At 66.9% G+C, this 23640-nt stretch carries 12 protein-coding genes and 2 pseudogenes; 9 read left to right on the plus strand and 5 right to left on the minus strand.

The features are described from left to right. Nucleotides 1-263: 263 nt before the first annotated feature. Complete coding sequence (locus tag ACQEVZ_RS39155; protein ID WP_433376050.1) at nucleotides 264-944, plus strand: SMI1/KNR4 family protein; 681 nt, start codon at nucleotides 264-266, stop codon at nucleotides 942-944. A gap of 64 nt (nucleotides 945-1008) precedes the next feature. Here ACQEVZ_RS39155 and ACQEVZ_RS39160 read toward each other — a convergent pair whose 3' ends face one another. After that, nucleotides 1009-1611 (minus strand): DUF6197 family protein, encoded by a 603-nt coding sequence (locus tag ACQEVZ_RS39160; protein WP_433376053.1) that lies wholly within the window; start codon nucleotides 1609-1611, stop codon nucleotides 1009-1011. Here ACQEVZ_RS39160 and ACQEVZ_RS39165 point away from each other — a divergent pair. Then, nucleotides 1594-2145: an SMI1/KNR4 family protein gene (locus ACQEVZ_RS39165; RefSeq protein WP_433376056.1), complete on the plus strand. Its 552-nt coding sequence runs from the start codon at nucleotides 1594-1596 to the stop codon at nucleotides 2143-2145. The two genes, ACQEVZ_RS39160 and ACQEVZ_RS39165, sit on opposite strands and share 18 nt — an antisense overlap. A gap of 467 nt (nucleotides 2146-2612) precedes the next feature. Then, a complete protein-coding gene (locus ACQEVZ_RS39170; protein WP_433376059.1) occupies nucleotides 2613-3410 on the plus strand; it encodes a tyrosine-type recombinase/integrase in 798 nt (265 codons plus the stop codon). Here the strand turns inward: ACQEVZ_RS39170 and ACQEVZ_RS39175 are convergent, their stop codons facing one another. From ACQEVZ_RS39175 to ACQEVZ_RS39185, 3 genes are all read right to left on the minus strand, one after another. After that, nucleotides 3411-4445, minus strand: coding sequence for an IS630 family transposase (locus tag ACQEVZ_RS39175; RefSeq protein ID WP_433376062.1), 1035 nt, complete (start codon nucleotides 4443-4445; stop codon nucleotides 3411-3413). It lies immediately after the preceding gene. A gap of 222 nt (nucleotides 4446-4667) precedes the next feature. Continuing rightward, complete coding sequence (locus tag ACQEVZ_RS39180) at nucleotides 4668-5510, minus strand: IS5 family transposase (RefSeq protein ID WP_433376065.1); 843 nt, start codon at nucleotides 5508-5510, stop codon at nucleotides 4668-4670. A 262-nt stretch (nucleotides 5511-5772) separates the two neighbouring features. Next, on the minus strand, nucleotides 5773-7155 hold the full coding sequence (locus ACQEVZ_RS39185) for an IS1380 family transposase (protein ID WP_433376068.1): 1383 nt from the start codon (nucleotides 7153-7155) through the stop codon (nucleotides 5773-5775). Nucleotides 7156-7498: 343 nt separating this feature from the next. Here ACQEVZ_RS39185 and ACQEVZ_RS39190 point away from each other — a divergent pair. The 5 genes and pseudogenes from ACQEVZ_RS39190 to ACQEVZ_RS39210 form a co-directional block, all read left to right on the plus strand. Next, nucleotides 7499-8409 (plus strand): annotated as a pseudogene (locus ACQEVZ_RS39190) (IS3 family transposase); the annotation flags it as partial. 59 nt (nucleotides 8410-8468) lie between these two features. Next, nucleotides 8469-9887 carry an IS30 family transposase gene (locus ACQEVZ_RS39195; protein WP_433377241.1) on the plus strand — a complete coding sequence of 473 codons (1419 nt, stop codon included), beginning with the start codon at nucleotides 8469-8471 and terminating at the stop codon, nucleotides 9885-9887. Nucleotides 9888-9897: 10 nt separating this feature from the next. After that, nucleotides 9898-10194, plus strand: a pseudogene (locus ACQEVZ_RS39200) (integrase core domain-containing protein); the annotation flags it as partial. Between the two features lie 201 nt (nucleotides 10195-10395). Next, the gene (locus ACQEVZ_RS39205) at nucleotides 10396-16824 is read left to right on the plus strand and encodes a hypothetical protein (protein WP_433376071.1); all 6429 of its coding nucleotides are present in this window, start codon (nucleotides 10396-10398) and stop codon (nucleotides 16822-16824) included. A gap of 387 nt (nucleotides 16825-17211) precedes the next feature. Beyond that, entirely contained in the window at nucleotides 17212-17910 is a 699-nt protein-coding gene (locus ACQEVZ_RS39210; protein ID WP_433376074.1) for a transposase family protein, read from the plus strand. Nucleotides 17911-17982: 72 nt separating this feature from the next. Here the strand turns inward: ACQEVZ_RS39210 and ACQEVZ_RS39215 are convergent, their stop codons facing one another. Beyond that, the gene (locus ACQEVZ_RS39215) at nucleotides 17983-19299 is read right to left on the minus strand and encodes an ISAs1 family transposase (protein WP_433376076.1); all 1317 of its coding nucleotides are present in this window, start codon (nucleotides 19297-19299) and stop codon (nucleotides 17983-17985) included. A gap of 406 nt (nucleotides 19300-19705) precedes the next feature. On the opposite strand from ACQEVZ_RS39215, the gene ACQEVZ_RS39220 reads away from it, so the two are divergent. Next, the gene (locus ACQEVZ_RS39220; RefSeq protein ID WP_433376079.1) at nucleotides 19706-23617 is read left to right on the plus strand and encodes an OTU domain-containing protein; all 3912 of its coding nucleotides are present in this window, start codon (nucleotides 19706-19708) and stop codon (nucleotides 23615-23617) included. Nucleotides 23618-23640: the final 23 nt, after the last annotated feature.

Genomic DNA, 23640 nt, shown 5'->3' on the forward strand with positions numbered 1-23640 from the left:
CCAGAGCAACTTCACGAAGACGGGACACCGGTCGCCGATGGAGCGGGTGAAGCAGCTGGCTGTGACGGAGATCGGTGGCCCCACCAGGACGTCCATGACTGGCCCCACCCGCTCGAGCGGGACCCACGTCATCATCACTCTCGGTGCAGGGGCGTCTGCCGTTAGTTCCACACGCGCGACCGTTGTCAGCGGCATGACAGTGCACTCAATCTTGATGTCGTGTCGAGGATGCTCGTATTCGGCACTGTCGGTAGGTTGTGGCGGTGGATGATGCCGGACCGGTCGGGCTGTGGTCCCGCCTACACGACTGGGCGGTGCGTTGGCGGCTGTCGCCGCCGGTGCTCAGTGCTGGGTGGTTGTGCCTGCCCCCGAGCTATCGGGCGGCGGTCGTTGACGGCTGGGTCACCCGGCCGCTGTTCGAGCCCCCAGGCGACGACACCGTCGGGCGGGTGCTGGAGTCGGAGAGCGGTGTCGTGCTGCCGATGGACCTGCGGACTCTGTATGGGGTGCAGGGCGGTTCGTATGCGCCGTTGCTGCCGTATGGGATGTCGCTGTTGCCGTATGAGGCGATGTTGACCTGCTGGCGGTACTGGGCCGCGTCCATAGCGGAGTTGCAGGGCGGGATGCCGCAGCTCGCCGATGCCGGTACGCACTACGACTGGCCGGCGATTCGGTCGTGGCTGCCGGTGGCGGAGAACGACGACAGCTCGATCGTGCTGGACTTCCAGCCTGGGCCGGAGGGAACGGTCGGCCAGGTCTTGTTCCCGCTCGACGAGGTCAATCGCGTGGTCGTCGCTTCGTCGCTCACCGATCTTCTGCATCGCTGGCTTGCCGCCCTCGATCGAGGCGACGTCCGGTTCGATCCGCACTACGGCTATGCCGTGCCGGTAGACCCGGGCGCGGAGTACGCCGACGTACTCCGCGACGATGAGCCTGCTCCATAGGGTTTCGGGTCGGCTATGCGAGTACACGCTGATCGGTCGACGGCGCGAGCCTTCGGCATTCCAATCACATTTCGTGACGAGCGCTTCGCGGCATAGCGGATGCCGCTGGGACACCTTCGGCGCGTGGGATCATTTGCTGATGGTCATGGAGCCGGTCCCCAGCTACGAGGACTTGATTTGGTTGTTCGAGGCCGAGCCTGTCTACCGGTACGCCGAGGACGAGCGCGCGGCGGGCTATGAGTTCGACTGGCGGGAACTGTGGCCATACACGTCGGTCACGTTCAGGACCACGCGGGCTGGTCATGACATCGAGATGGATATCGAGCCAGGGGTCGCCGAAGTTGAGCGCCGGAGCGTCGACCGGACCGCCGTAGCAGACGATGCCGACCGCGCCGACCAGGCACGCCGGGGGCGTGAACCGGACGCACGTCGCGTCGTAGTACTCGCCCTGGTTCCAGCCGTGCCGCTGCAGGTACAGCGTCGTGTCCCGCAGCGTCTGCGCAACCTCGGCCGCCGCCGTTTCCCGGACGTGCCGGGCCAGTGATATAACATGGCGCCATATCTTGATAGAAGATTTGAACGAGCTGCGGATGAGTAGTCGTCTGGGTAACTGGCAGGGGCACTCCCGTACGAGCAGCGCAGAGGGCCGATGACGGACAATGATCACAGCAGCGTGCCGCCCGCTCCGTTCCCGGGGACACCGGAAGAGTGGCGCGCCTATCTGGCCGAGTACCGCGACTGGATTCTCAGGTTCGCGGAAGACAGGGACCTGTCGCAGTTGCAGAAGGACGGACGCGCGGGATACGAGCCGGCCGACGAGCAGTTGATCGAAGCGACCGAGGAGCGCCTCGGGGTGGCCCTGCCGCCGAGTCTGCGGGCCTTTCTACTCACCAGCAACGGCTGGAGTCGTGTCGCGACATACATCGATTCCTTGCACTCCTGCGCCGACATTCATTGGTTCACCGACGTGCATGACGGGTGGGTTGAAGAGGACGACGAGAGCGACGACGTTTTCAAGTACGGCCTGATCATTGCCCAGAATGCGGATCTCTTTCTGCTGGACACCAGCGACGTACTGGACAACGGTGAGTACCGGGCCTACATCCTCGCCGTGAAGTACGGCGCGCTCTCCGACCCCTGTGACAGCTTCAGCGAACTCCTTACCCTGGGGCGGAAGGAGCTCAAGGAGTTGTTCTACTGAGGTTTTCTCAGCGAAAGGGTCCCGCGGCCGTGAGTAGGCCGGATCGCTGACCTCGCGGTGGACGCGTGGCGGATCATGGCGGCAAAAGAGCCCCGGTCTGCCTGCGACGGGGGACGCAGACGGACCGGGGCTCGGGGCCTGCTCGTCCCTTGGGACCGGGGTGCGGGGCGGGCAGGGTCGTGGTGACCGAATCGAGCAATTGTCAAGACTTTTGGATAAGAGATCTTGATTAGTGTGGATGGCGGCGCACAGTCGTTCGATGCGAGCGCTGGACACGACAGGTGACAGGTGGGCAGAGTTCCGGACGGAGTTCCACAGCCGCACAACCTACGCCACAAGAACCAACCACATCGCCAGGGGCAAGATCGGGTGCACTGTCATCGGCATGAGCGCGCGGCGCCTGCAGCGGACTCAAACTACGCAGCGTTACTGTGACGGAAGCGCTATCGATCAAGCTGGGGCCAAGTATGACCGCCCCGGCGGGGCCGGTCTTGTCCGTCACGGCCAAGCAGCCGAAGACGCCGAAGAAGCTCATCCCGGTGATGCGTGATGACGACACGAAGAAGCTGCTCGACGCGTGCAAGGGTAAGTCGTTCGTGAACCTGCGCGACGAGGCGCTGATCCGGCTGTACTGCAACACCGGCGCCCGCCTGTCGGAGGTCGGGAATCTGTTGCTGACCGACCTCGACCTGAACACCGAGTCGGTGCGCTTCCACGGCAAGGGCGCGAAGGACCGGCGGGTGCGGTTCGGTCCGAAGACCGCCCGAGCCTTGAGCAAGTACTTGCGGGCCCGGGCGAAACGCCGCGACGTCGAACAGGTCCCGAACCTGTGGTTGGCCGAGCGTGGCGCCCGGCTGCTGCTGCCGAACGGCATCAAGATCCGGCTGAAACGGATCGGCCTCGCCGCGGGCCTCACCGGTGTGCACGCGCACCGGTGGCGGCACAACTTCGGGGCGCGTCGCTTCGGCGGTGGCACACTCGATGAGTGCCCATCGATGGCGACGCGACGTTGGCTGCGCTGGCTGAGCTGCTGTGCCGGTGCTGCCTGGGCCGGTCCCGCGATGGCGATGCGGAGACGGCTCGTCACGTGCTGCGGGACATGCCCACCGAGGCTGAGGATGCCCGGACGTTCGTCCTCGCCGCGGCCGGAGTGTGGCCGGGGTTCATGCCTAATGACGAGCGGGCTGGTGAGGTGGTGGCCGCAGGTGTGTAGGCGGCCCGCGCCCTGTTGCCGTCTGACCTGGACGACACGCGGCGTCTGCTAGCTAAGCGGGTCCTCGGAAGTTCTGCGCGTAACTGCGGGGCAGCCAGGGTGAGGTCCATGGAGCGGCGGTGGTCAGCATCTGGTCGGGTGTTCGTCGCCGGAAGAACACGCGGGCTTGGTGGATGCGTTCGGTCCAGGTGACCGCGGTGTTGGCCAACTGTGTTTTGAGCGCGGCCCAGATGCGTTCGACCGGGTTGTCGTGCGGGCTGTACGTGGCGCCGTAGAGCAGGCGCAGCCGTGGGTGGTCGCTGGTGTATTGCCGCACTCTCGCGGCGTGGTGGATGTTGTCGTTGTCGCAGATGACCGCCACTGCTGGGGCGGTGGGGTAGGCGGTCAGCAGCAGTTGCAGCATGGTGGTGAAACCGGCGGCGCTGCGGCGGGCCCAGAGCGACCACCAGGCGCCGGTGGCCAGATCGAGGGCGCCGAAGACGGTGGCGCGCCGGTTCTTGCCCGGTGTCATGACCCGGTGGCGGCGTCTGTGCAGGGTCCAGGTGGCCCGCACTGTGGGGAGCAGGTCGAGGTGGGCCTCGTCCGCGGCGAGGACGACCGATCCGGCCGGGAGCCGGGCGATGCGGCGGCGGATGCCCGCCACAACGCGGTCGTGGTCGGGGTCGCCTTTGGGGACGAGGCGGGGTCGTCGCCACTGGGCCACCGTGCGGGTGCGTCGCCACAGGGTGTGCAGGCTGACCTGGGGTCTGCCCAGCTGCTGCCGGATTCGCTGGATGGTCCACGGCCCGGGCTTGGCGAGCAGTGTGGTGATGCGTGCGGTGAGGGCTGGGCCGCCGAGGCGGGGCCGTCCGGGTCGGGGCCGGTCGGGTAGGCCGGGGATGCCGTCGATGGTGTAGCGGTGCAGCCAGCGGCGCACGGTGGCGGGGTGGTAGTCCAGCAGGTCGGCGATTTGGGCCGGGGACATGCCGGCGGTGGACAGCACGACCATGATCAGGCGGGTGGCGGTACGCCACCGGCCGTGCAGCAGGTGCATGATCTGGGCCCGGGCGCTGCTGGAGACCTCGGCGGATACACAGACAGGGCGCATAATGGACACGACCTTGCCGGTTCGTTGTGGTGGTGTCTGGTTCTTCACCAATCATCAACAACCGGCAAGGCCGTGTCGTCTTCGCCCCTGGCGACCCACCCACGCCTGGTTACGCGCAGAACCTCTGTCAACCCGCTTAGGTGACTGGTGTTAAACGATGGTCTGGCCCTGCAGGGCCAGACCATCGTTTAACACCAGTCACCTAGAGGATGTTTGGAAAGCTCAAGCTGCCGCTCTGGCGCCTCGACGGACCAGGATCAACGCCATCACGAGGTAGACCACGTTCTCCGAGGTGACGGTCAGATACTCATAATCCTTGGACAGCCGTCGCCACCGGCCGAACCAGCCAAACGTCCGCTCCACCACCCATCGACGCGGCACTACCACGAAGCGCGGCACGCTGCGCGGTGGGGCATCAGCCGGCGCCCAGGTATGCCGCAGGCCGCCGTCACGGCGGCGGGTAATCGCTACCGTGATGCCCAGCACCCGATTGGCCCACTGCACGAACGGCCCCTGATAGCCGGCGTCTGCCCACACCTGCCGCAGCCGGGTCAATCCCTTACCCAGCAACGACAGCAGCACCATCGCGGCGTCCCGGTCATCGACACTGGCCGGACTGACACAGACCTTGAGCACGATGCCGAGCGTGTCCACCAGGAGGTGACGCTTGATGCCGTTGACCCGCTTGCCGCCGTCGTAGCCGTGCAGTCCACCCCGGTCGGTGGCCTTGACGCTCTGGCTGTCCAGCACCCCGGCGCTGGGTGTCGGGTCCCGGCCCAGCCGGGTACGTTCACCCTCCCGCAGCCGGGCCAGGATCTGCTCCCACCGGCCTTGCCGTTGCCGGGTCCGCCAGTACCAGTAGACCGTCTGCCACGGCGGGAAGTCGTGCGGCAGCAGCCGCCACGCACAGCCCGCCCGCAGCCAGTACGCCAAGGCGTTCACGATCTCCCGGCGTTCATGCACCGCCGGACGCCCGCCGGTCTTCGGCACCGGAATCAACGGCGCCAGCAGTTGCCACTCAGCGTCGGACAGATCGGTCGGGTACGGAGCACGCGACGCACCCATCGGGACCTCCACCAGGACGTTCCCGTTACTGTCTCCCGCAATCGCCTACCCACCAGGACCTTTCCAAACGTCCTCTAGCAACGCCCTCTTGGCCTCGATCCGTGGATCGGCTGCGGCGTTGGTCTTTGGGTGGGGTGTAGTTGATCTTGTTGGGGTTGAGGGCGTGGTGGTGCTGCTGGCCCGCCGCGCCAGCGTGCTCGGGTTTCGTGTGGTCGGTTGCGGGTGGGTGTTGCGTTGCGGTGTGCGCGGTGGGGGCCGCTGGTCAGGTGAAGACGGCTTTCCAGAGGGCGAGCCAGGCGTGGGCGCGGGGCCAGAGGGTGGGCAGGTGCAGAGTCGGGCGGCGTTGCGGGCGGGCCAGCCGTGCGGGGATGTTGATCAGGTGGGTGCGCAGGGTGGCGCCGCGGGCGGTGGCGTAGCGGGGGATGCGGGTGAGGGTGCCCGCGGCGCGGAGCAGGTTGTGACAGATGGCGGCGAGGATGGTCCAGGCGGCGTTGGCACCGAACTGACCGGAGGGTTGGTGGGCCCAGGGGCCGTCGATGAGGTCGGACCAGACGGTTTCGCAGATGGCGTGTCGTCGGTGGGTGATGTCGGCGTCGGCGGTGGGTTCGGGGTTGTTGGTGAGGAATGGGTGGTGGCGCCAGACGGGGAACAGCGGGTCCTGGGTGTTGGCGTCCAGGACACGGCGCACGATCAGTCGGGCGGTGACGCGGTGGTGGCTGTCGGCGAACGCGGTGAAGGTGATTTCGGCGACCTGGGCGTCGGAGATGAGTGCGCCGGTGTCCGGGTCGGTGACCGCGCCGGGGTAGTGCACCGGTGTGTACTGCTCGTCGTCGATGGCGGCGATCGCGGCGTTGACGGTGCTGGTTTTGGTCAGGGTGAAGGAGAACCGGGCTCCGGCGTTGCGGACTGCGGTGATGACCTTGCCGTTGCCGTAGGCGGAGTCTCCGCGGATGAGGAGGTTGCCGGGTTGCGCGCCGGCGGCGACGGCGGTGTTGATCGCTTCGGTGAGGATGCTCGCGGCGCCTTTGGCGGATGCGGCCCGGCCGGCGCGGAGCCGGACCGCGGCGATCACCGGCGCTGTGGTGCGGGTGCAGATGGTGGCTGCGAGCGGGGACAGCCCGCGGCGCAGGATCGTCTTTCCGGCGATTTTGGTGTGGCCGAAGGAGGCGCCCTGTTTGGCGTGGCCGTAGACCGGGCGCAGCAGCGAGTCGATGTCGATGAAGGCCTGTTCGGCGATGTCGTGCAGCACCGGTGTGCGTTGTGTGAGAGCGACCAGGTGCCGGCGCAGCACCGTGGAGAGCTGCCGGGTGTGGCCGTGGGTGAACTCACGCAGGAAGATCCCGAGCGTGGTGCTGGCGTAGACCCCGCCGAACAGCTGCCGCATCCCACCGGCCCGGATCACGTCCAGATCGTCGATGCTGTCCGCGCCGGCGGCCATCCCGGCGATGATCGAGGTCAGCTTCGGGGTCGGGTTCGCCGCCCCGGATCTGACCCGCTCATCCACGAACCGCACATGCTGATCCAGCAGCTGTGACAGGCCTGCCTGCTCAGCCAGTTCCAGCAGCGGGACCAGACCCGCGTGCGACACGAGATTGCCCTCGTCGAACACCGCGCCGTCCGCCCGGAAGGCATGAGATCCTTGCACCGAGAGTGTCCTTCCGAGCCGCACCGATCAGGTCCTAGAGAAACCCGATCATCGCAGCCCGCAGGGCACTCTCATCATTTCCAAACCGCCATGACACCGTCACAGACGAATCCGATCCACGGATCGAGGCTAAGGACAGACCCCACCACCGTCTCTGCGCCAGAGCCGTTAAGTTGACAGACCCACTCAAGGCATCGATCTAACGCAGAAGCGTTACACCGTAGAGGCGATAGTCCCCGGTTGGGGGACTGTGGCCGTGTTCAAGGTCGGGAGTTACCCCCTGATCTTGGACACTTGAACCACGGGCCTTGAGGTCCGGGGAGATCAGGAGTCCTGGAACACCATGGTGAACAAGCACTATCCGGTCGAGTTCAAGGCTGACGCGGTGGCGTTGTACCGATCCCGGCCGGGCGCGACGATCGCGCAGATCGCCGATGACCTGGGCGTCAACCGCGAGACGCTGCGTAGCTGGGTTCGGCTCGATGACCAGCGGCGCGGCGGCGCTGACCGTCCGGCGGCGTCGGCGAGGCCGCAGAGCGCCGGCACAGTCGAGCAGGAGAACGCCGCGTTGCGGCGGCGGGTCCGTGAGCTGGAGGAAGAGCGCGACATCCTGCGGAAGGCGGCCCGGTATTTCGCCGGGGAGACGCGCTGGTGAACCGCTTCCAGTTCGTCGCCGACCACCAGCAGCGCTACGGCGTGAAGCGGTTGTGCCGGCTCGTCGGGGTTGCCCGCTCGAGCTTCTACTACTGGAAGGCCACGGCTGCGGATCGGGCCGCTCGTGACGCCGCGGACGCGGCCCTGGCGGTGCGGATCCGGGCGGTGCGGGCCGCGCACGACGGCACCTACGGCGCGCCAAGGGTCACCGCCGAGCTGCACGATGCCGGCGTGCTGGTCAACCACAAGAAGGTCGCCCGGGTCATGCGCCGCTACCGCATCCGGGGCCTGCGGCTGCGCCGGCGGGTGCAGACCACCATCGCGGACCCGGCCGCGGTGAAGGCCCCAGATCTGATCCGGCGCGACTTCACCGCTGCGGCGGTCAACCAGCGCTACGTCGGTGACATCACGTATCTGCCCGTCGGCGAGCGTGGCTTCCTCTACCTGGCCACCGTGATCGACCTGCACTCCCGCCGGCTGACCGGCTGGGCGATCGCCGACCACATGCGCACCGACCTGGTCATCGACGCCCTCGCAGCGGCGCAGCGCACCCGCGGAGACCTCGACGGGGCGATCTTCCACTCCGATCACGGCGCCCAAGGCGGTTTCAACCGGTCGTCGCAACACCTTTGATCACGGAGGTGTGCATGGGCCGGAACATGAAGTTGGAGCAGGTGCCGGAGGGGGCGCGGAGGCAGTGGGCGGCGGACCGGGCGCTGCGGGCGCCGATGCGGTCGCCGGGTCGGCCTGAGCCTTCGCGCGCGGTGCAGCGGCAGTTCTGGCGGCTGATCGCGACGGGGGTTACGACGGTCGAGGCGGCGCTTGCCGTTGGCGTGTCGTGGCCGGTTGGGGCGCGGTGGTTTCGTCACGCTGGCGGTATGCCGCCGATCAGCCTGGACGAGCCTTCGGGCCGCTATCTGTCCTTCGCCGAGCGCGAGGAGATCGCGCTGCTGCGGGCGCAGGGCACGGGTGTGCGGGAGATCGGCCGCAGGATCGGGCGCGATGCGGGGACGATCTCGCGTGAGTTGCGGCGCAACGCGGCGACCCGGGCCGGCAGGCAGGAGTATCGGGCCGTGGTGGCGCAGTGGAAGGCGCAGCAGGCGGCCAAGCGCCCGAAGACCGCCAAGCTGGTGTCCAATCCGCGGCTGCGCGAGTACGTGCAGGACCGACTGTCCGGGGCGGTGCGCCGGGCCGGTGGCGAGCTCGTGGCCGGGCCGACGGCTCGGGCCTGGAAGGGACGTAACAAGCCCCGCCGGGAAGACCGTCGTTGGGCCACAGCCTGGAGCCCGGAACAGATCAGCAACCGGTTGAAGCTGGACTTCCCGGATGATGAGTCCATGCGCATCTCGCATGAGGCGATCTACCAATCGCTGTTCATCCAGGGCCGGGGCGCGCTGAAGCGTGAACTGGTCGCGTGTCTGCGCACCGGCCGCGCGTTGCGGGTGCCGCGCGCCCGGGCCCGGCTACGCCGCGACGGTATGGTCACCCCTGAAGCGATGATCAGTCAGCGTCCGGCCGAGGTCGAGGACCGGGCCGTGCCGGGGCACTGGGAAGGTGACCTGATCATCGGGCTGGACAGGTCCGCGATCGGCACCCTCGTGGAACGGACCACCCGCTTCACCATGCTGCTGCACCTGCCCCGCATGGACGGTTGGGGCGTCGAAGCGCGGTCGAAGAACGGCCCGGCCCTGGCCGGGCACGGCGCTGAAGCCGTCCGGGAAGCGATCGCCGCGACGATCACCGCCCTGCCCGAGCAGTTGCGTCGCACGCTCACTTGGGATCGCGGCAAGGAACTCGCCCAGCACGCGAAGCTGACGATCGACACCGGCGTGCAGGTCTACTTCGCCGACCCGCACAGTCCGTGGCAGCGCGGCACGAACGAGAACACCAACGGGCTGCTGCGGCAGTACTTTCCCAAAGGTATGGACCTGGCCCGCTGGAACACCGGCGAACTCGAGGCGGTGGCGGCAACATTGAACAGCCGGCCACGCAAGGCACTCGGGTGGAGGACTCCCGGCGAAGCCCTCAACGACCTGTTATCGTCCACTCAGGACAGTGGTGTTGCAACGACTGGTTGAAACCGGTCAATACACATCGAAAGGCTTCGCTGCTGCCTGCGCTGCTGCCGGAGTCCGCCAATCTATGAGCAAGGTCGGCAGCAGCGCCGACAACGCCCTCGCCGAGTCGTTCAACGCGACCTTCAAACGCGAAACCCTGCAAGGCCGCCGCGCCTTCACCGACGAGCGCGAGGCCCGGCTCACCGCGTTCCGCTGGCTGCACCGCTACAACACCGTCCGCCGCCACTCCCGGCTCGGACAACAATCCCCGATCAAGTACGAGAACAGCACCCAACCGGCACCGGCTACGCTGACCCAAGCCGCATAAACCCCGTGTCCAAGATCAGGGGTCAAGGCCCGTCAGGGGTCAGGGCCTTGGGTGGGTTGGGGTTATGTTGATGGTGGATGGGTCTGTTGTATTGGGGGTGGGGTGTTGACGGGTGCGCAGTGGTTGGGTCTGTGTCCGGTGTTGCGGCAGGTGCCGGCGGGGCGGGCGACGGTGGTTCGGTTGCGTTCGTTGGTGGGTGAGGTGGCTGAGGATGTGGTGGAGTATGCGCGTTCTCGTCCGGCTGATGGTGTGGTCCGGGTGGTGTTGGATGGGGATTTGTTGCGGGGGTCTGGGCTGGAGTTGGGTTTGGTGCCGTATGTGGCTGGGTTGTCGTCGTTGGTGCGTGCCGTGTTGGTGATCGATGCGGGTTTGGTGCGGCCGTTGCCGTCGGCGGCTGAGGCGTTTGCTGCGGTTGACGTTCTGGGTGTTCCGGTGGAGTTTCCGGTGGGGTTGCCGGTGGGGTTGCCGGTGGGGTTGCCGGTGGGGTTGCCGGTTGGTGTGGATGTTGGTGATGACAGCGGCCGGTTGGAGTATCGGGATGCTGGTGGTCGGCCGGTGTTGCGGCGGTCTGCGGTGTCGGTGTGGTTGTGGCCTCGTGGGTATGTTGCGCGAAGCGGCGCTGCCGATCTGTCGTTGGGGACCGGCTTGTTGGGGACCGGCTCGTTGGGGCAGCCTGTGCTCGACCAGTTCGCCACGGACCAGCGGTTGGCAGGCCACGCGCTGGTCTCGCCGGCCAACACGTTCGGCGCGGGCGACGGGTCCGACCACGCCTTCCACGCCGCTACTCACGCCGCTACTCACGCCGCTACTCACGCCGCCGCTGACGCCGCCACTCGCGTTGTTGCCGGTGGGGGCACCGTCGGGCGTGGGGGGCGCGGTCGGGGGGTGAAACGTCGGCGGTCTGTTCAGGGTTCGGTGCAGGGGTCGTCGGGGCGGGTGGAGCGGGTGGAGGTGGTGTGGGCGGCCGATTCTGTTGATGTTGTTGAGGCTGTCGAGGGTCGTTTCGGGCGGCCGGTGACGCCGCCGGGTCGGCCTGATATTGACGGTGGTGGTTCGTTGGGGTTCGCGGCGGTGGGTGTGGAGTTGGAGTTGCCGCGGTTGAAGCTGGCTCGTCCGAAGCGGTCGGGTGGTGGTCTGTTGCTGGGTACGGGGAAGTTCACCGAACTGGTGATGGACGGTCTGTATCGTGACGTGCCGGAGATTGTCACGGTTCCGGTTGGGTTGTTCGGGGACCGGCCGGGCCGGCCTGCCCGGGTTGAGGTGTTCGGGGAGGTGCGGCGGTGGGCGGCGGCGTTGCTGGCCGTCCCGGTGGACGGCCAGCGTCTCGACAGGCTCACCGAGGAGGTCATCGCCGAAGGTCGCGGGTTGGCGCTGGAGCCCAGGTTGGCTGGGACGTTGGTGGTTCCCGATCCCGACGAACCGAGCATCGACGTGGACTACAGCGTGGGTGTGCCGGTCACCCGGCTCGCCGAATTTCTCCGTCTTGCGCTTGAGCGGGCCCGGACGGTGCCGGCGTTCTTTGAGATCACCGCCGCCATGCAGCACACGGTTGACGCGTTGGACTACGCACGGCACGAGGCCGGTCGGCTGCTGCCCGAAGACCCGGGCTCGGCTGAGGTCCTGTCCGGGTTCCTGGCGCTGCTCTACACCCAGATCGCGGCCTTCCTGCACGTCTTCGACGATGACGACAAGGCCGGCAATCCCAAGAGATACACGCTGCTGATGTCCCGTACCTCGATGTCGGGCATCCGCGCGGCCCTGCCCGACGGCCTGGCCGGCATGCTCAAAGAGCATGTGGCAGACCTGATCGACCGCTTCGCGGCACACTTCAACAACCACAACGCAACCTTCGTCGGCCGTGTCGCCCGCAACGATGTGGACACCATCTTCCGCCAGCGACCGTACGGATACGACTTCACGCCGTACCAGTACCTCCGAGCCGCGCTGGGGGCCGGCACCAAACCCATCCACCAGGACAGGCTCCTCGTCCACACGTACTTCCCCGTAACCGACCGCGCCGGCGGGCATCACCTGGCCATCCTCGAAATGCGGTATGCCCTCGGTCAGAACGCCACTGTCGACGAAGCCCTCGACTACGTCGAACAACTCAGCACCCTCCTGGCCCCCCTCCACGACCGCGACATAAGCGACACCCCCACCACCCCCGCTCACCCACAACCCCGCCCACACGACCCACCCACCACGCCGCACGCCAGACCCCACCTGCCGGCCCCGACCAGCCAACCGCTGACCAGCCAACCGTTCGAGCCGGGCGGCGACCCCATCCATCCACGCCGGCCGACCGTCCCCACCCACACCCACACCCACACCCACAGCGACACCGGCAGCGGCAGCGGCAGTGACACCGACATGCCTGACGCGCTGCCACCGGCCAGCCCAGCCAGTCCCACGGTCAGTGATCCGCCCCTGCTCGTGGTGACTGCTCTCACCGCGATCCACACGCTGGAACGCGGCACCGCCGACCCGGTTCAGCGCACGTCGGTCGAGACCGCGGCACGGTTGTGGACACACATGTTCACCACCCCCGGGAACTTCTCACCCACCGACGTCACCGGCATCGTCGCGTCCGAGGACCCAGCCGGAAGCGGGGGAATCCCCGACCCGGCCCGGGTGGCTCGGACATACCAGCACCTCAAACTGCTGCGGTTGGCAGGCCTGGCCCGACAGGTATCCCACTCCGCCGGCGGCGTGCGCTACCGGCCCGGCCTGCCCCGCACATGGCAAACCAGCGAACACCAACAGATCCAACACTGGACCGGCCAACTCCCCGACCCCGGCCGTACCACCGCCCAACAGCGGATCCCCCCCACCACCACAGCCGACCCACCGCCCGTCCCCACCACCATCGATACAGCACTGCAGAAAACCCCCAACATGGCTGCCAAGACCGCGCTGCGGTTGTGGGCAGCCCTGCTCACCACGCCGCAAGCGGTCAGCACCAACGACATCGCCGACGGGGACCTGGGCCCGCTCAACATCAACTCGGCGTCCGCCGCTGGCATATACCTGCGGGCGTTGCAGGCCCAGGGGATGGTCAAGGAAGCCGCCCGTGACGGGCACCGTCAATTCCGCACGGCGGTGCTGCCACCCGGCGGTGACTGGACCGACGAGGACCGGCGGAAGATACGGGACTGGGCCGACAAGCTCCCCGAGCCCGACCAGGACTGGGCCCGCAAGCGGATCGACGCACCCGGCAAAGTCATCACCACCACCCCCACCGAAGCCGACCCACCGCCCGTCCCCACCACCATCGATACAGCACTGCAGAAAACCCGCAAGGTGGATGCCGCGACCGCGCTGCGGTTGTGGGCAGCCCTGCTCACCAAGCCGGAAGCGGTCAGCACCGACGACATCGCCGACGGGAACCTGGGCCCGCTCAACATCAACACGGCGTCCGGCGCTGGCAATCACCTGCGGGCGTTGCGGGCTCAGGGGATGGTCGAGAAAGTCGCCGGTGGCGGGCCCCGTCGACTCCGCCATACGGCGGTGATGCCACCCGGCGGTGCCTGGACCAGCGAGGACCGGCAGAAGATTCGGGACTGGGCCGACGAGCTCCCCGAGTCCGACCAGTACTGGGCCCGCCGGCGGATCAACGAGCCCGGCAAAGTCATCACCGCCACCACCACCGCAGCTTCCACCAGTTCGCCAAAGCCCGCCAAACGTCGCCGAACCATCCCCACAACCACCACGCCCGACCTACCGCCCGTCCCCGCCACCATCAATACAGCACTGCAGAAAACCCGCAAGGTGGTTGCCGCGACCGCGCTGCGGTTGTGGGCAGCCCTGCTCACCAAGCCGGAAGCGGTCAGCACCAACGACATCGCCAAAGGACGCCTGCGCTCGGTCAACATCAACTCGGCGTCCGCCGCTGGCATATACCTGCAGGCGTTGCAGGCCCAGGGGATGGTCAAGGAAGCCGCCCGTGCCGGGAACCGTCGACTCCACACGGCGGTGATGCCACCCGACGGTGCCTGGACCAGCGAGGACCGGCAGAAGATACGGGACTGGGCCGACAAGCTCCCCGAGTCCGACCAGGACTGGGCCCGCCGGCGGATCGACGAGCCCGGCAAAGTCATCACCACCACCCCCACCGAAGCCGACCCACCGCCCGTCCCCACCACCATCGATACAGCACTGCAGAAAACCCCCGAGGTGAATGCCGCGACCGCGCTGCGGTTGTGGGCAGCCCTGCTCACCAAGCCGGAAGCGGTCAGCGTCGACGACATCATCGACGGCAACCTGGGCCCGCTCAACATCAACTCGACGTCCGCCGCTGGCATATACCTGCAGGCGTTGCAGGCCCAGGGGATGGTCGAGAAAGTCGCCGGTGACGGGCGCCGTCGACTCCATACGGCGGTGATGCCACCCGACGGTGCCTGGACCAACGAGGACCGGCAGAAGATACGGGACTGGGCCGACAAGCTCCCCGAGTCCGACCAGGACTGGGCCCTGCAGCGGATCGACGCGCCCGGCAAAGTCATCACCACCACCCCCACCGAAGCCGACCCACCGCCCGTCCCCACCACCATCGATACAGCACTGCAGAAAACCCGCAAGGTGGATGCCGCGACCGCGCTGCGGTTGTGGGCAGCCCTGCTCACCAAGCCGGAAGCGGTCAGCACCAACGACATCGCCGACGGGAAACTGGGCCCGCTCAACATCAACTCGGCGTCCGCCGCTGGCATATACCTGCAGGTGTTGCAGGCCCAGGGGATGGTCGAGAAAGTCGCCGGTGACGGGCGCCGTCGACTCCATACGGCGGTGATGCCACCCGGCGGTGCCTGGACCAGCGAGGACCGGCAGAAGATACGGGACTGGGCCGACAAGCTCCCCGAGCCCGACCACAACTGGGCCCGCCGGCGGATCAACGAGCCCGGCAAAGTCATCACCACCACCCCCACCGAAGCCGACCCACCGCCCGTCCCCACCACCATCGATACAGCACTGCAGAAAATCCGCGAGGTGGATGCCGCGACCGCGCTGCGGTTGTGGGCAGCCCTGCTCACCGAGCCGGAAGGGGTCAGCGCCAAAGACATCATCGACGGGAAACTGGGCCCGCTCAACATCAACTCGGCGCCCACCGCTCGCGGATACCTGCGGGCGTTGCAGGCCCAGGGGATGGTCAAGGAAGCCGCCCGTGACGGGAACCGTCAATTCCACACGGCGGTGCTGCCACCCGACGGTGCCTGGACCGACGAGGACCGGCGGAAGGTACGGGACTGGGCCGACAGGCTCCCCGAGTCCGACCAGGACTGGGCCCTGCAGCGGATCGACGCACCCGGCCAGGTCATCACCGCCGCCACCACCGCCGAAGCTTCCACCAGTTCGCCAAAGCCCGCCAAACGTCGCCGAACCATCCCCACCACCACCACGGCCGGCCCACCACCCGTCCCCACCACCATCGCCCCGATCGTCGTCCCCACCGTCGACGGGACCCTGACGCCCACCAACCCCACCACCAACCCCACCACCAACCCCACCACCAACCCCACCACCAACCCCACCACCAACCCCACCACCAACCGCATCGCCGGCCCCATCGCCGCCGACCGGGGTCTCACGCTGATCAGCGCAGACAACGGACGCAACAGCCCGAGCCGGATCGCGTTGCGCGATGCGGCTGCAACGCTACCGTTCCCAGTACTCGCCTTGAACGACCCGGCTGCGCTGCTGGACCTGATCGCTGCAGTCGAATGGCTCCGGTGGCGCGGCCAGGCACCGGTCGTGCTCGTCCCCCAGGGCGAGAACCCAGCAGTGGCACACGCACTGCAACAACAGCAGGTCGCGATCGTGTACCCGAGACCAAGAGGACTCGGACACGAATGGCACATACAGGGACCAGACCAACCAGCAGACCAACCAGCAGACCAACCAGCAGACCAACCAGCAGACCACCTCACCGAGACCGTCACCGAGACCTTTACCGAAGCGCAGCTGCGGCAGGCACTCGAACACGCCCACAACCTGTCCCAGCCCATGCCGATCCCGGACCGACCATCACCAGAACTGGCCGAGTTCCTGTCAGCCACCGACTGGTCCCACGCACAGCAGATACACACCACACACCACCAGGTGCTACACCAGGACGACGCACCACGGCAGATACGCGAGATCACCACCCGGTCACCCAACGACCACCGCCCGAAGATCTTCCAAGCAGTACTGGACCTAGCCCGTGCCGAACACGCCGACCTGGCCTTCAACTACCTGCAAACACCAGACCCAGCCAACCGGCAGCAGCTACTGCTCCGCAACACCCAACACGACAACGAACCGCCCGACCAGCACCGCAAAATGGACCTCTTCATCATCGCCGATCGGCGCAACCTCCTCGCCGAACTGATCAGATCAGCACGGACAACGGACACAAACACAAGCAACAGCGAAACCGCACTACAGATCGCAATGGAAATCACACTGAGCGGAAACACACTGACACTCACCGACACCGAACGCAACGCAATACGCTGCCTCGACGCCAACCGCCGCGATGAATGGCTGACCGACCGGCACAGAATCCTCAACCTCATCAACAACGAACTCGGACCAGCCGGCACAGACCTCATCAACACCATCCAGCAACTCGCAAAACTCGTAGTCAAATGTTGACCGCGGCGACACCGGAGATTGTCCGGCGGCTGCGGCAGGTCCCACCGTCCACCGGTCCGTGGCGCGCAGCAGCGCCACCCATTACGAGCGAAACCGCGGATCCCGACCCGGCACGGCAAACGCCCTCCTACTCAGGAGGGTTTTTCAACTCCATTGATGACTGTGACTTGATGCTGATCGATGTCACGTAATGTGGGGTTCCGGGTGGTCTCGTCCCGGTCGGAGTGTGTCCCTTGTGGACACGGCGGCTGTCACCCGGTAGATCATCTGGGTTGTGTGGACACAAATGATCGAGGGACAGCCGCCGCCGTGTGAGCGTATGACCGGTCTGAGCCGGGAGCAAGTGGACTGGCTGTATCAGCAGATCGCCAGCTCCTGCCGTGGGAGGTGCCGCTGGGCCGGCCGCGGGCGTTGCCGCTGCGCACGGCGCTGGTGATGGTGCTGTTCCAGCTGCGCCACAACCTGGCCGAGGACGTCTGTGGTGAACTGTTCGGTTGCTCGCCGGCGACGGTGTGGCGGTACGCCGACGAGCTCGAACCACTGCTCGATGCGGTACTGTCGGTCCTCGCTGAGCAGGTCACCGGCCAGGCCCGCCGCGGTGGTGTCCTCGTGGACGGGTTCGTCGCGCCGGTCGGTGAACGCGACGCCGTGACCGGCCTGTTCTCCGGCAAGAAACATCTGAGCGGGCAGAACGTGCAGGTCGTGGCCAACCTCCAGGGCCGGGTCGTCGACGTCGGCGACCCCTGCCCAGGCTCGATGTACGACAGCCGGGCGTTCACCGAGTCCGGTCTCGCCGCACGCTGGGCGGCTCACATCCAGACCGGCGGGCCGGGCATGATCGGCGACAAGGGCTACCAGGGCACCGGCCTGATCACCCCGACCAAGAAGCCGCCGGGCCGGGACCTCACCGAGGTCCAGCAGGCGTGCAACACCGCCCTCAACCGCATCCGCGCCGCCGTCGAACGCACAATCGCCCACCTCAAAAACTGGAAGATCCTCAAGACCGGCTACCGCCGATCCCTGCACCGCTTCGCCGCGGTCCTACGCACAGTCACCAAGCTGGAGATGTACAGGGTCTACGGATAAGACTTCTGAAAAGCCCTCCAGGTACCCACGGCCCCGGCGTTGTTCTTCTTTGTCGGTTTTGATCACGGTTTGTTAGATGCCGTAGACGGCGAAGGTGTCGGTGCGGTCGTGTAGGTCGCGGCGGGCGTGGGCGATGTTGGCGCGTCCGGCGAGGCGGAAGGTGTTCAGGGCCAGGTTGCGGAAGGTGGCCGCAGCGCGTGGTGCGGTGCCGGTTCTGAGCTGGGAGTCGTCCTCATGGAAGGTCACGTCCCGGGTCCGATGTAGACGGTCCTCGACAGTCCAGTGCCCTCTCGCGTAGTGGTTGAGGTGTGCCGGGGTGGCCTGCTCTGCGTCGAGGCTGACGATGCCGTGGATGATTTCTTTGCTGGTGCGTACGCCGTCGAGGCCGCCGGTGTCGCGGCGTAGCCGGAAGACTTGCCGGGCGCCGGGGAACACCGTGTCGTGGCAGGGTGCGACGCGTAGGGTCCGGCGTTCGGTACGTCCGTGTCCCCGATCGTCGGTGACGCTGGTGCGGTCGGCGAACTCGGTGTCGGTGCCGGATAGCAGCGCTTGCGCGGCCTGCAGCGCGAGGGGCTGGTTACCCTTCAGGATCAGCAGGTAGTGGGCGTTCAGCGGTCCGGTGATCAGCCGGGCGGTCTGCTTCGTCGTGTGCAGCGCGTCGAGGGTCAGCAGCATGCCGGCCACGTCCAGGGGTGCGAGCAGGTCGGGGATCACGGTGGTCTCGCCTCGCTTGTCGCCGACCTGGCGCTGACCCAGGATCACCCCGCGCTCGTGGGTGACCGCGGCGACCAGGAACACCTGCCCAGCTTCGGTGCGGGTGCCGTGCAAGAGCTTCCCGTCGATCGCGACCGCGGGCAGCAGCCCTGCCGGCGCCGGGTGGGTTACCGCCCGGACCGCGGCGCGGCGCTGCTCACGCTCGGCCGGTTCGTCAGCGGTGGCGGCAATCACCGGAGGCGGGGCGTCACCACGCACCACGTCGGCGGCGTAGCCGCAGGTCGCCGCATCCAGGGCGTCACCGTCCAGGCCGGCCAGGACCCGCCGGAAGGTGCGTTCGCTGGGCACCAGGTACCGGCCGGTCAGCGGGTTACGCCGAGCTCCGAGACGGTGCAGGACATCCTGCGGGGTCCGCGCCGCCCACTGCCGGATCGCCGTCACGCAGTCGTTGCCCGCCACCAGCGTCGCGCACGCGGTCAGGACCAGAACCACCAGCAGCGGATGGCGAAGCCCTCGTAACCGGCGCGGGTCCGGCACCTGCCGCAACCGCTGCACCAGCGGCGACGCCACCGACAACGGATCGACGCCGTCCCGGTCCGCGGCGAGTTCGGCCTCCCACAACGCCAGATCAGCAAGGTGGCCAACAACAGGGTCGATCAGGGAAGATGACGACACGAGCGCGACTCCACGGATGATCTTCAGGACTAGACACCCAAAAGATCATCAGAAGTCGCGCTCGTCCCACAACTCCCGCCCTGTCCGATCCTCAACACGGACAGAACACCTCAAGCCGGAACAACGCCGGGGCCGTGCTGCACGCCCCACTCGACATCCCGGGTCAAGCCCTCAACGTTCTGCCAGGGGTCAACAGCGGCCGCGGTCCTCAACCAGGGTCGGGTAGCCGGAGGCATTTCAGCCTCCGGCTCCCACAGATCCCGGCGTGACAGTCCCAAGGTCCCCTGAATGGGGTCGGGGTTGGTTCTGGTGAGGGATGTGTGGTTGTCGATGGTTGTGGGGGTAGTTTGGGGGGATGTCGCAGCCGGGTTTTTGGGATTTTGATGGTTTGTCGTCCGGGTTTGATGTGGACGGGCTGGCGATGGCGATGGATGGGCTCGTGGTGGATGGGCTCGTGGTGGATGGGCTTGATGTGGGTGCTGGTGGTGGTGTGCCGGTCCCGGTGGGTGTGGTGCTCGCTGGGGGTGGTGTTGGTGGGGTGGTTTCCGGGGTTGGGGTGGGTGGGTGGGCGGGTGCGGGTTCTGTTGCCGTGTCTGCTGGGGGGTTTGTGTCGTTGTCGCCTCCTGCTGATGCCGCGTTCGGTGTCGGTTTTGTGGACGGTGACGGGTGGCTGGAGGTTGCCGGGCAGTCGATCTTTCTGGGGGCGGGTGATGGTGGTGTGGCCCCGTTGGGGCAGGTCTGGTTTTGGCATGACCGCACGACGGTGTGGGTGCAGTGGACTGGCGGGCTGCAGATGTACGGCAGGTTCCCTGCAGAGCTCACCGATGCGCAGTGGGACCAGGCGGTTGTTGCAGGGCCGTTGTGGGTTGCCGGGCTGGCTGACGAGGTGTTTGAGCGTTGGGCGGATGAGTGGTTCGAGCGTGTGGGTGAGGTGCCCGCGGATGGGGATTGTTTCTTTCACACGCTGCTTGCTGTGCTGCCTGCCGAGTTTTGGCGGGACAGGCTTGGGATCGACGGTTCGGTGGTTGGGTTGCGGGGTTGGTTGGCCGATCGGCTCACGGAGGATATCAATTCGGGGGATAGTTGGTTCGCGCCGTTCTTGACGGTTCCTGAGGATGTGTTTGGTTGGGGGGATGCCGAGTGGTTGGCTCTTCGGAATGGGTGGGTCCGTCAGATCCGTGAGCCTGGGCAGTGGAACAACCAGATCGGCGATCTTGCCGCTCACCTGTTCGTGCGGTCGACGGGAGTTCCGCTGCACGTGTACATGCCCGGGTGGGCGGTTCCCATTGATCCGCCCGGGTTGCCGGTCGGGTTCCCGGGCTGGCGCAACGAGCGTGTCCCGGTCGTGCTGCACCGCCAGCACTGGCAGGCTGTCAGGTACCGCCGGGACCGGCAGCCACCCGCCGGGGGCTGGGCCGCGCTCCAACTGCCGGACATCCCCGACTTCCGGCGAGCCTGGCACGCCAGCGGCCAGCCCTCCCCATTCCACAGCGTCCCCACCAACCCCACCACCACCAACCCCACCACCACCAGCGACCCCGCCATCAGCGACCCCGCCAGCACTGGGCTGGGTGGGGGTGATTTCCTGTCGGCGGTGCTCGCGGCGGCTCCGGTCGAGGTCCAGCAGGCCCTCGGGATCGACCGTGTCCCTACCGTCTCGACGGTTGAGTCCTGGCTGGCCGGCCTGCTCATGGGCGATCTCACCTCGGCGGAGGCCGGCGGTCAGAGCTGGTCTTCCGGCGTGTTCGTCGATCGGGACGGCGCTGCCGAGCCGGACGTGCCGCAGCAGCGGTTGATCGACTGGATCCTGACGGGTCAGGCGAACATGGCCACAGCAGACCCAGCGGCAGCGGGCTCGGCGGCAGATGTGTTCGTGCGGTATTTCGTCACCGTATCGGGCCTGCCGGTGCAGGTCACCGACGAAGGTGGGAACGTAACCCACATCGATCCGGCCGGGTTCGTGACCGACCCGACGCACCCACGGATACGGCTCTACCGCTGGACCGACGGCCGCTACCAAGCACTCCCGAGCGGATGGTCATCGTTGCCCCCCAACGACGCGGTCACCGGCTTCGGCGCGGTCTCGAAGAGCGGGGAGCTGTCGATCGCCGGAAGGCGCATCCCTGTGGGGGTTGATGTCGTTCGGGGCCTCCCGGACGACGGTAGGGGGGTCAAGTATTCGGTTACCCGGGACGGACTGTGGCTGGAGAGGCTCTCCGACGGACAGAAATTTGCAAGGCGAATCAGCCCACCGTTCACTGACGTGGAGTTGCACAACGCGCGGACTCGTGCGAATCGTGCGCCGCAGGTCGAGAGTAGATGGTCTTCGCAGCCTCCCAGCGACGCGGTCACCGGCTTCGGCACGGTCTCGAAGAGCGGGGACCTGAGGATTGCCGGAAGGCACATCCCTGTGGGGGGTGATGTCGTTCGAGACCTCCCGGACGACGGTAGGGGGGTCAAGTATTCGGTTACCCGGGACAGACTGTGGCTGGAGAGGCTCTCCGACGGACAGAAATTTGCAAGGCGAATCAGCCCACCGCTCACTGACGCGGAGTTGCACAACGCGCGGACTCGTGCGAATCGTGCGCCGAAGGTCGAGAGTGGATGGTCTTCGCAGCCTCCCAGCGACGCGGTCACCGGTGTCGGCACGATCTCGAAGCGCGGGGACCTGTCGATTGCCGGAAAGCAGATCCCTGTGGGGGTTGATGTCGTTCGGGGCCTCCCGGACGACGGTAGGGGGGTCAAGTATTCGGTTACCCGGGACAGACTGTGGCTGGAGAGGCTCTCCGACGGACAGAGATTTGCAAGGCGAATCAGCCCACCGCTCACTGACGCGGAGTTGCACAACGCGCGGACTCGTGCGCCGCAGGTCGAGAGTAGATGGTCTTCGCAGCCCCCCAGCGACGCGGTCACCGGCATCGGCACGGTCGCGACGAAAGGGCACCTGGGGATTGCCGGAAAGCACATCTACCTGGGGGTTGATGTCGTTCGAGACCTCCCGGACGACAAAAGGCGGGTCAAGTATTCGTTTACCCGGGACAGACTGTGGCTGGAGAGGCTCTCCGACGGACAGCAATGGGAGCGACGAATCAGACCGCTCACTGACGCGGAGTTGCACAACGCGCGGACTCGTGCGAATCGTGCGCCGAAGGTCGAGAGTGGATGGTCTTCGCAGCCCCCCAGCGACGCGGTCACCGGTGTCGGCACGGTCTCGAAGAGCGGGGAGCTGTCGATTGCCGGAAGGCAGATCTCTGTGGGGGTTGATGTCGTTCGGGGCCTCCCGGACGACAGTAGGGGGGTCAAGTATTCGGTTACCCGGGACAGACTGTGGCTGGAGAGGCTCTTCGACGGACAGAAATTTGCAAGGCTAATCAGCCAACCGCTCACTGACGCGGAGTTGCACGACACGCCGAATCGCGCGCCGCAGGTCGGGAGTGGATGGTCTTCGGAGCCTCCCCCGGATGCCGTCGAGTACACCGGCACCGTCACGAACCAGGGGTCGCTGCGGGTCGGCAGAAGGACGTTCCATTTGGGGAAGGCCGTCGTCCCCCGAGATGCCTCGAAGGACGAGAGGCAGGCCAAATGTTGGTATACCGGTACTGAGCTATGGGTGCAGATGATTAAGGGCGGACACCGAGTGCAGGTCTCACTCGGTGGGCCGCTCGCTGATCCAGCCTGGGGCGGGGCGTCGGTGGGTGGGGGTGGGCTGGGTCGGGTGGGGGCGTTGCCGTTGCCGCAGTTGATGGACAGCGACGGCGGTGAGGAGTCGGAGTTGCAGCAGTGGCTGGCCATCGACGCGGTAGCGGATCCGGCGGCGTCGTGGGCTGCCTTCGACGCTGTCAGGGACTACCTCACCAGTGATGCGGCGGGTCATGCGCTGGATGCGTTGATCGCCGCCGTCTGGCCGGGCGGCGACCGGTTGTGGACGGATCGGGCGTTGCTGGCGCTGGCCCGGCAGGGGCAGGTGGACTTCGGATACCAGTATCTACTGTCCGGTGATCGCAGCGTGGCGCCCTTGCTGAGGGTGGCCGGGCCGGAACAGTTGTGGGCGTGGGCGGATCTGGTACGCAGCGCTGGGTTCGGGGAAGGGCGGGCCACACTGCTGGAAGCAGTCGCCTCAGCACTGATACCCGGAACCACCGAGTCAGTGACAGCCCGGCTGGCCGCCTCACGCGGTGAGATTGACGTGCATGAGCGGATAGCCGTGGTACACGCCCTGTCCGCAATAGCAGCGGCGGTTTCCCCACAACTCCGGACTGCTCTCAACAAGGTAGCGACCACCCTACTCGGATGCCCCCTCCCTGTCACGCTGATGTGAGACAGCCCGTCTACCAGGGGATA

The organism is Dactylosporangium sp. CA-152071, from assembly GCF_050936335.1.
Taxonomy (GTDB): domain Bacteria; phylum Actinomycetota; class Actinomycetes; order Mycobacteriales; family Micromonosporaceae; genus Dactylosporangium; species Dactylosporangium maewongense.

Bases quoted from the DNA above. Each gene is read 5' to 3' on its own strand.
- ACQEVZ_RS39165 (WP_433376056.1), top strand. From the start codon at position 1,594: ATGACGGACAATGATCACAGCAGCGTGCCGCCCGCTCCGTTCCCGGGG.
- ACQEVZ_RS39170 (WP_433376059.1), top strand. From the start codon at position 2,613: ATGACCGCCCCGGCGGGGCCGGTCTTGTCCGTCACGGCCAAGCAGCCG.
- ACQEVZ_RS39175 (WP_433376062.1), bottom strand. From the start codon at position 4,445: ATGCGCCCTGTCTGTGTATCCGCCGAGGTCTCCAGCAGCGCCCGGGCC.
- ACQEVZ_RS39180 (WP_433376065.1), bottom strand. From the start codon at position 5,510: ATGGGTGCGTCGCGTGCTCCGTACCCGACCGATCTGTCCGACGCTGAG.
- ACQEVZ_RS39195 (WP_433377241.1), top strand. From the start codon at position 8,469: ATGAAGTTGGAGCAGGTGCCGGAGGGGGCGCGGAGGCAGTGGGCGGCG.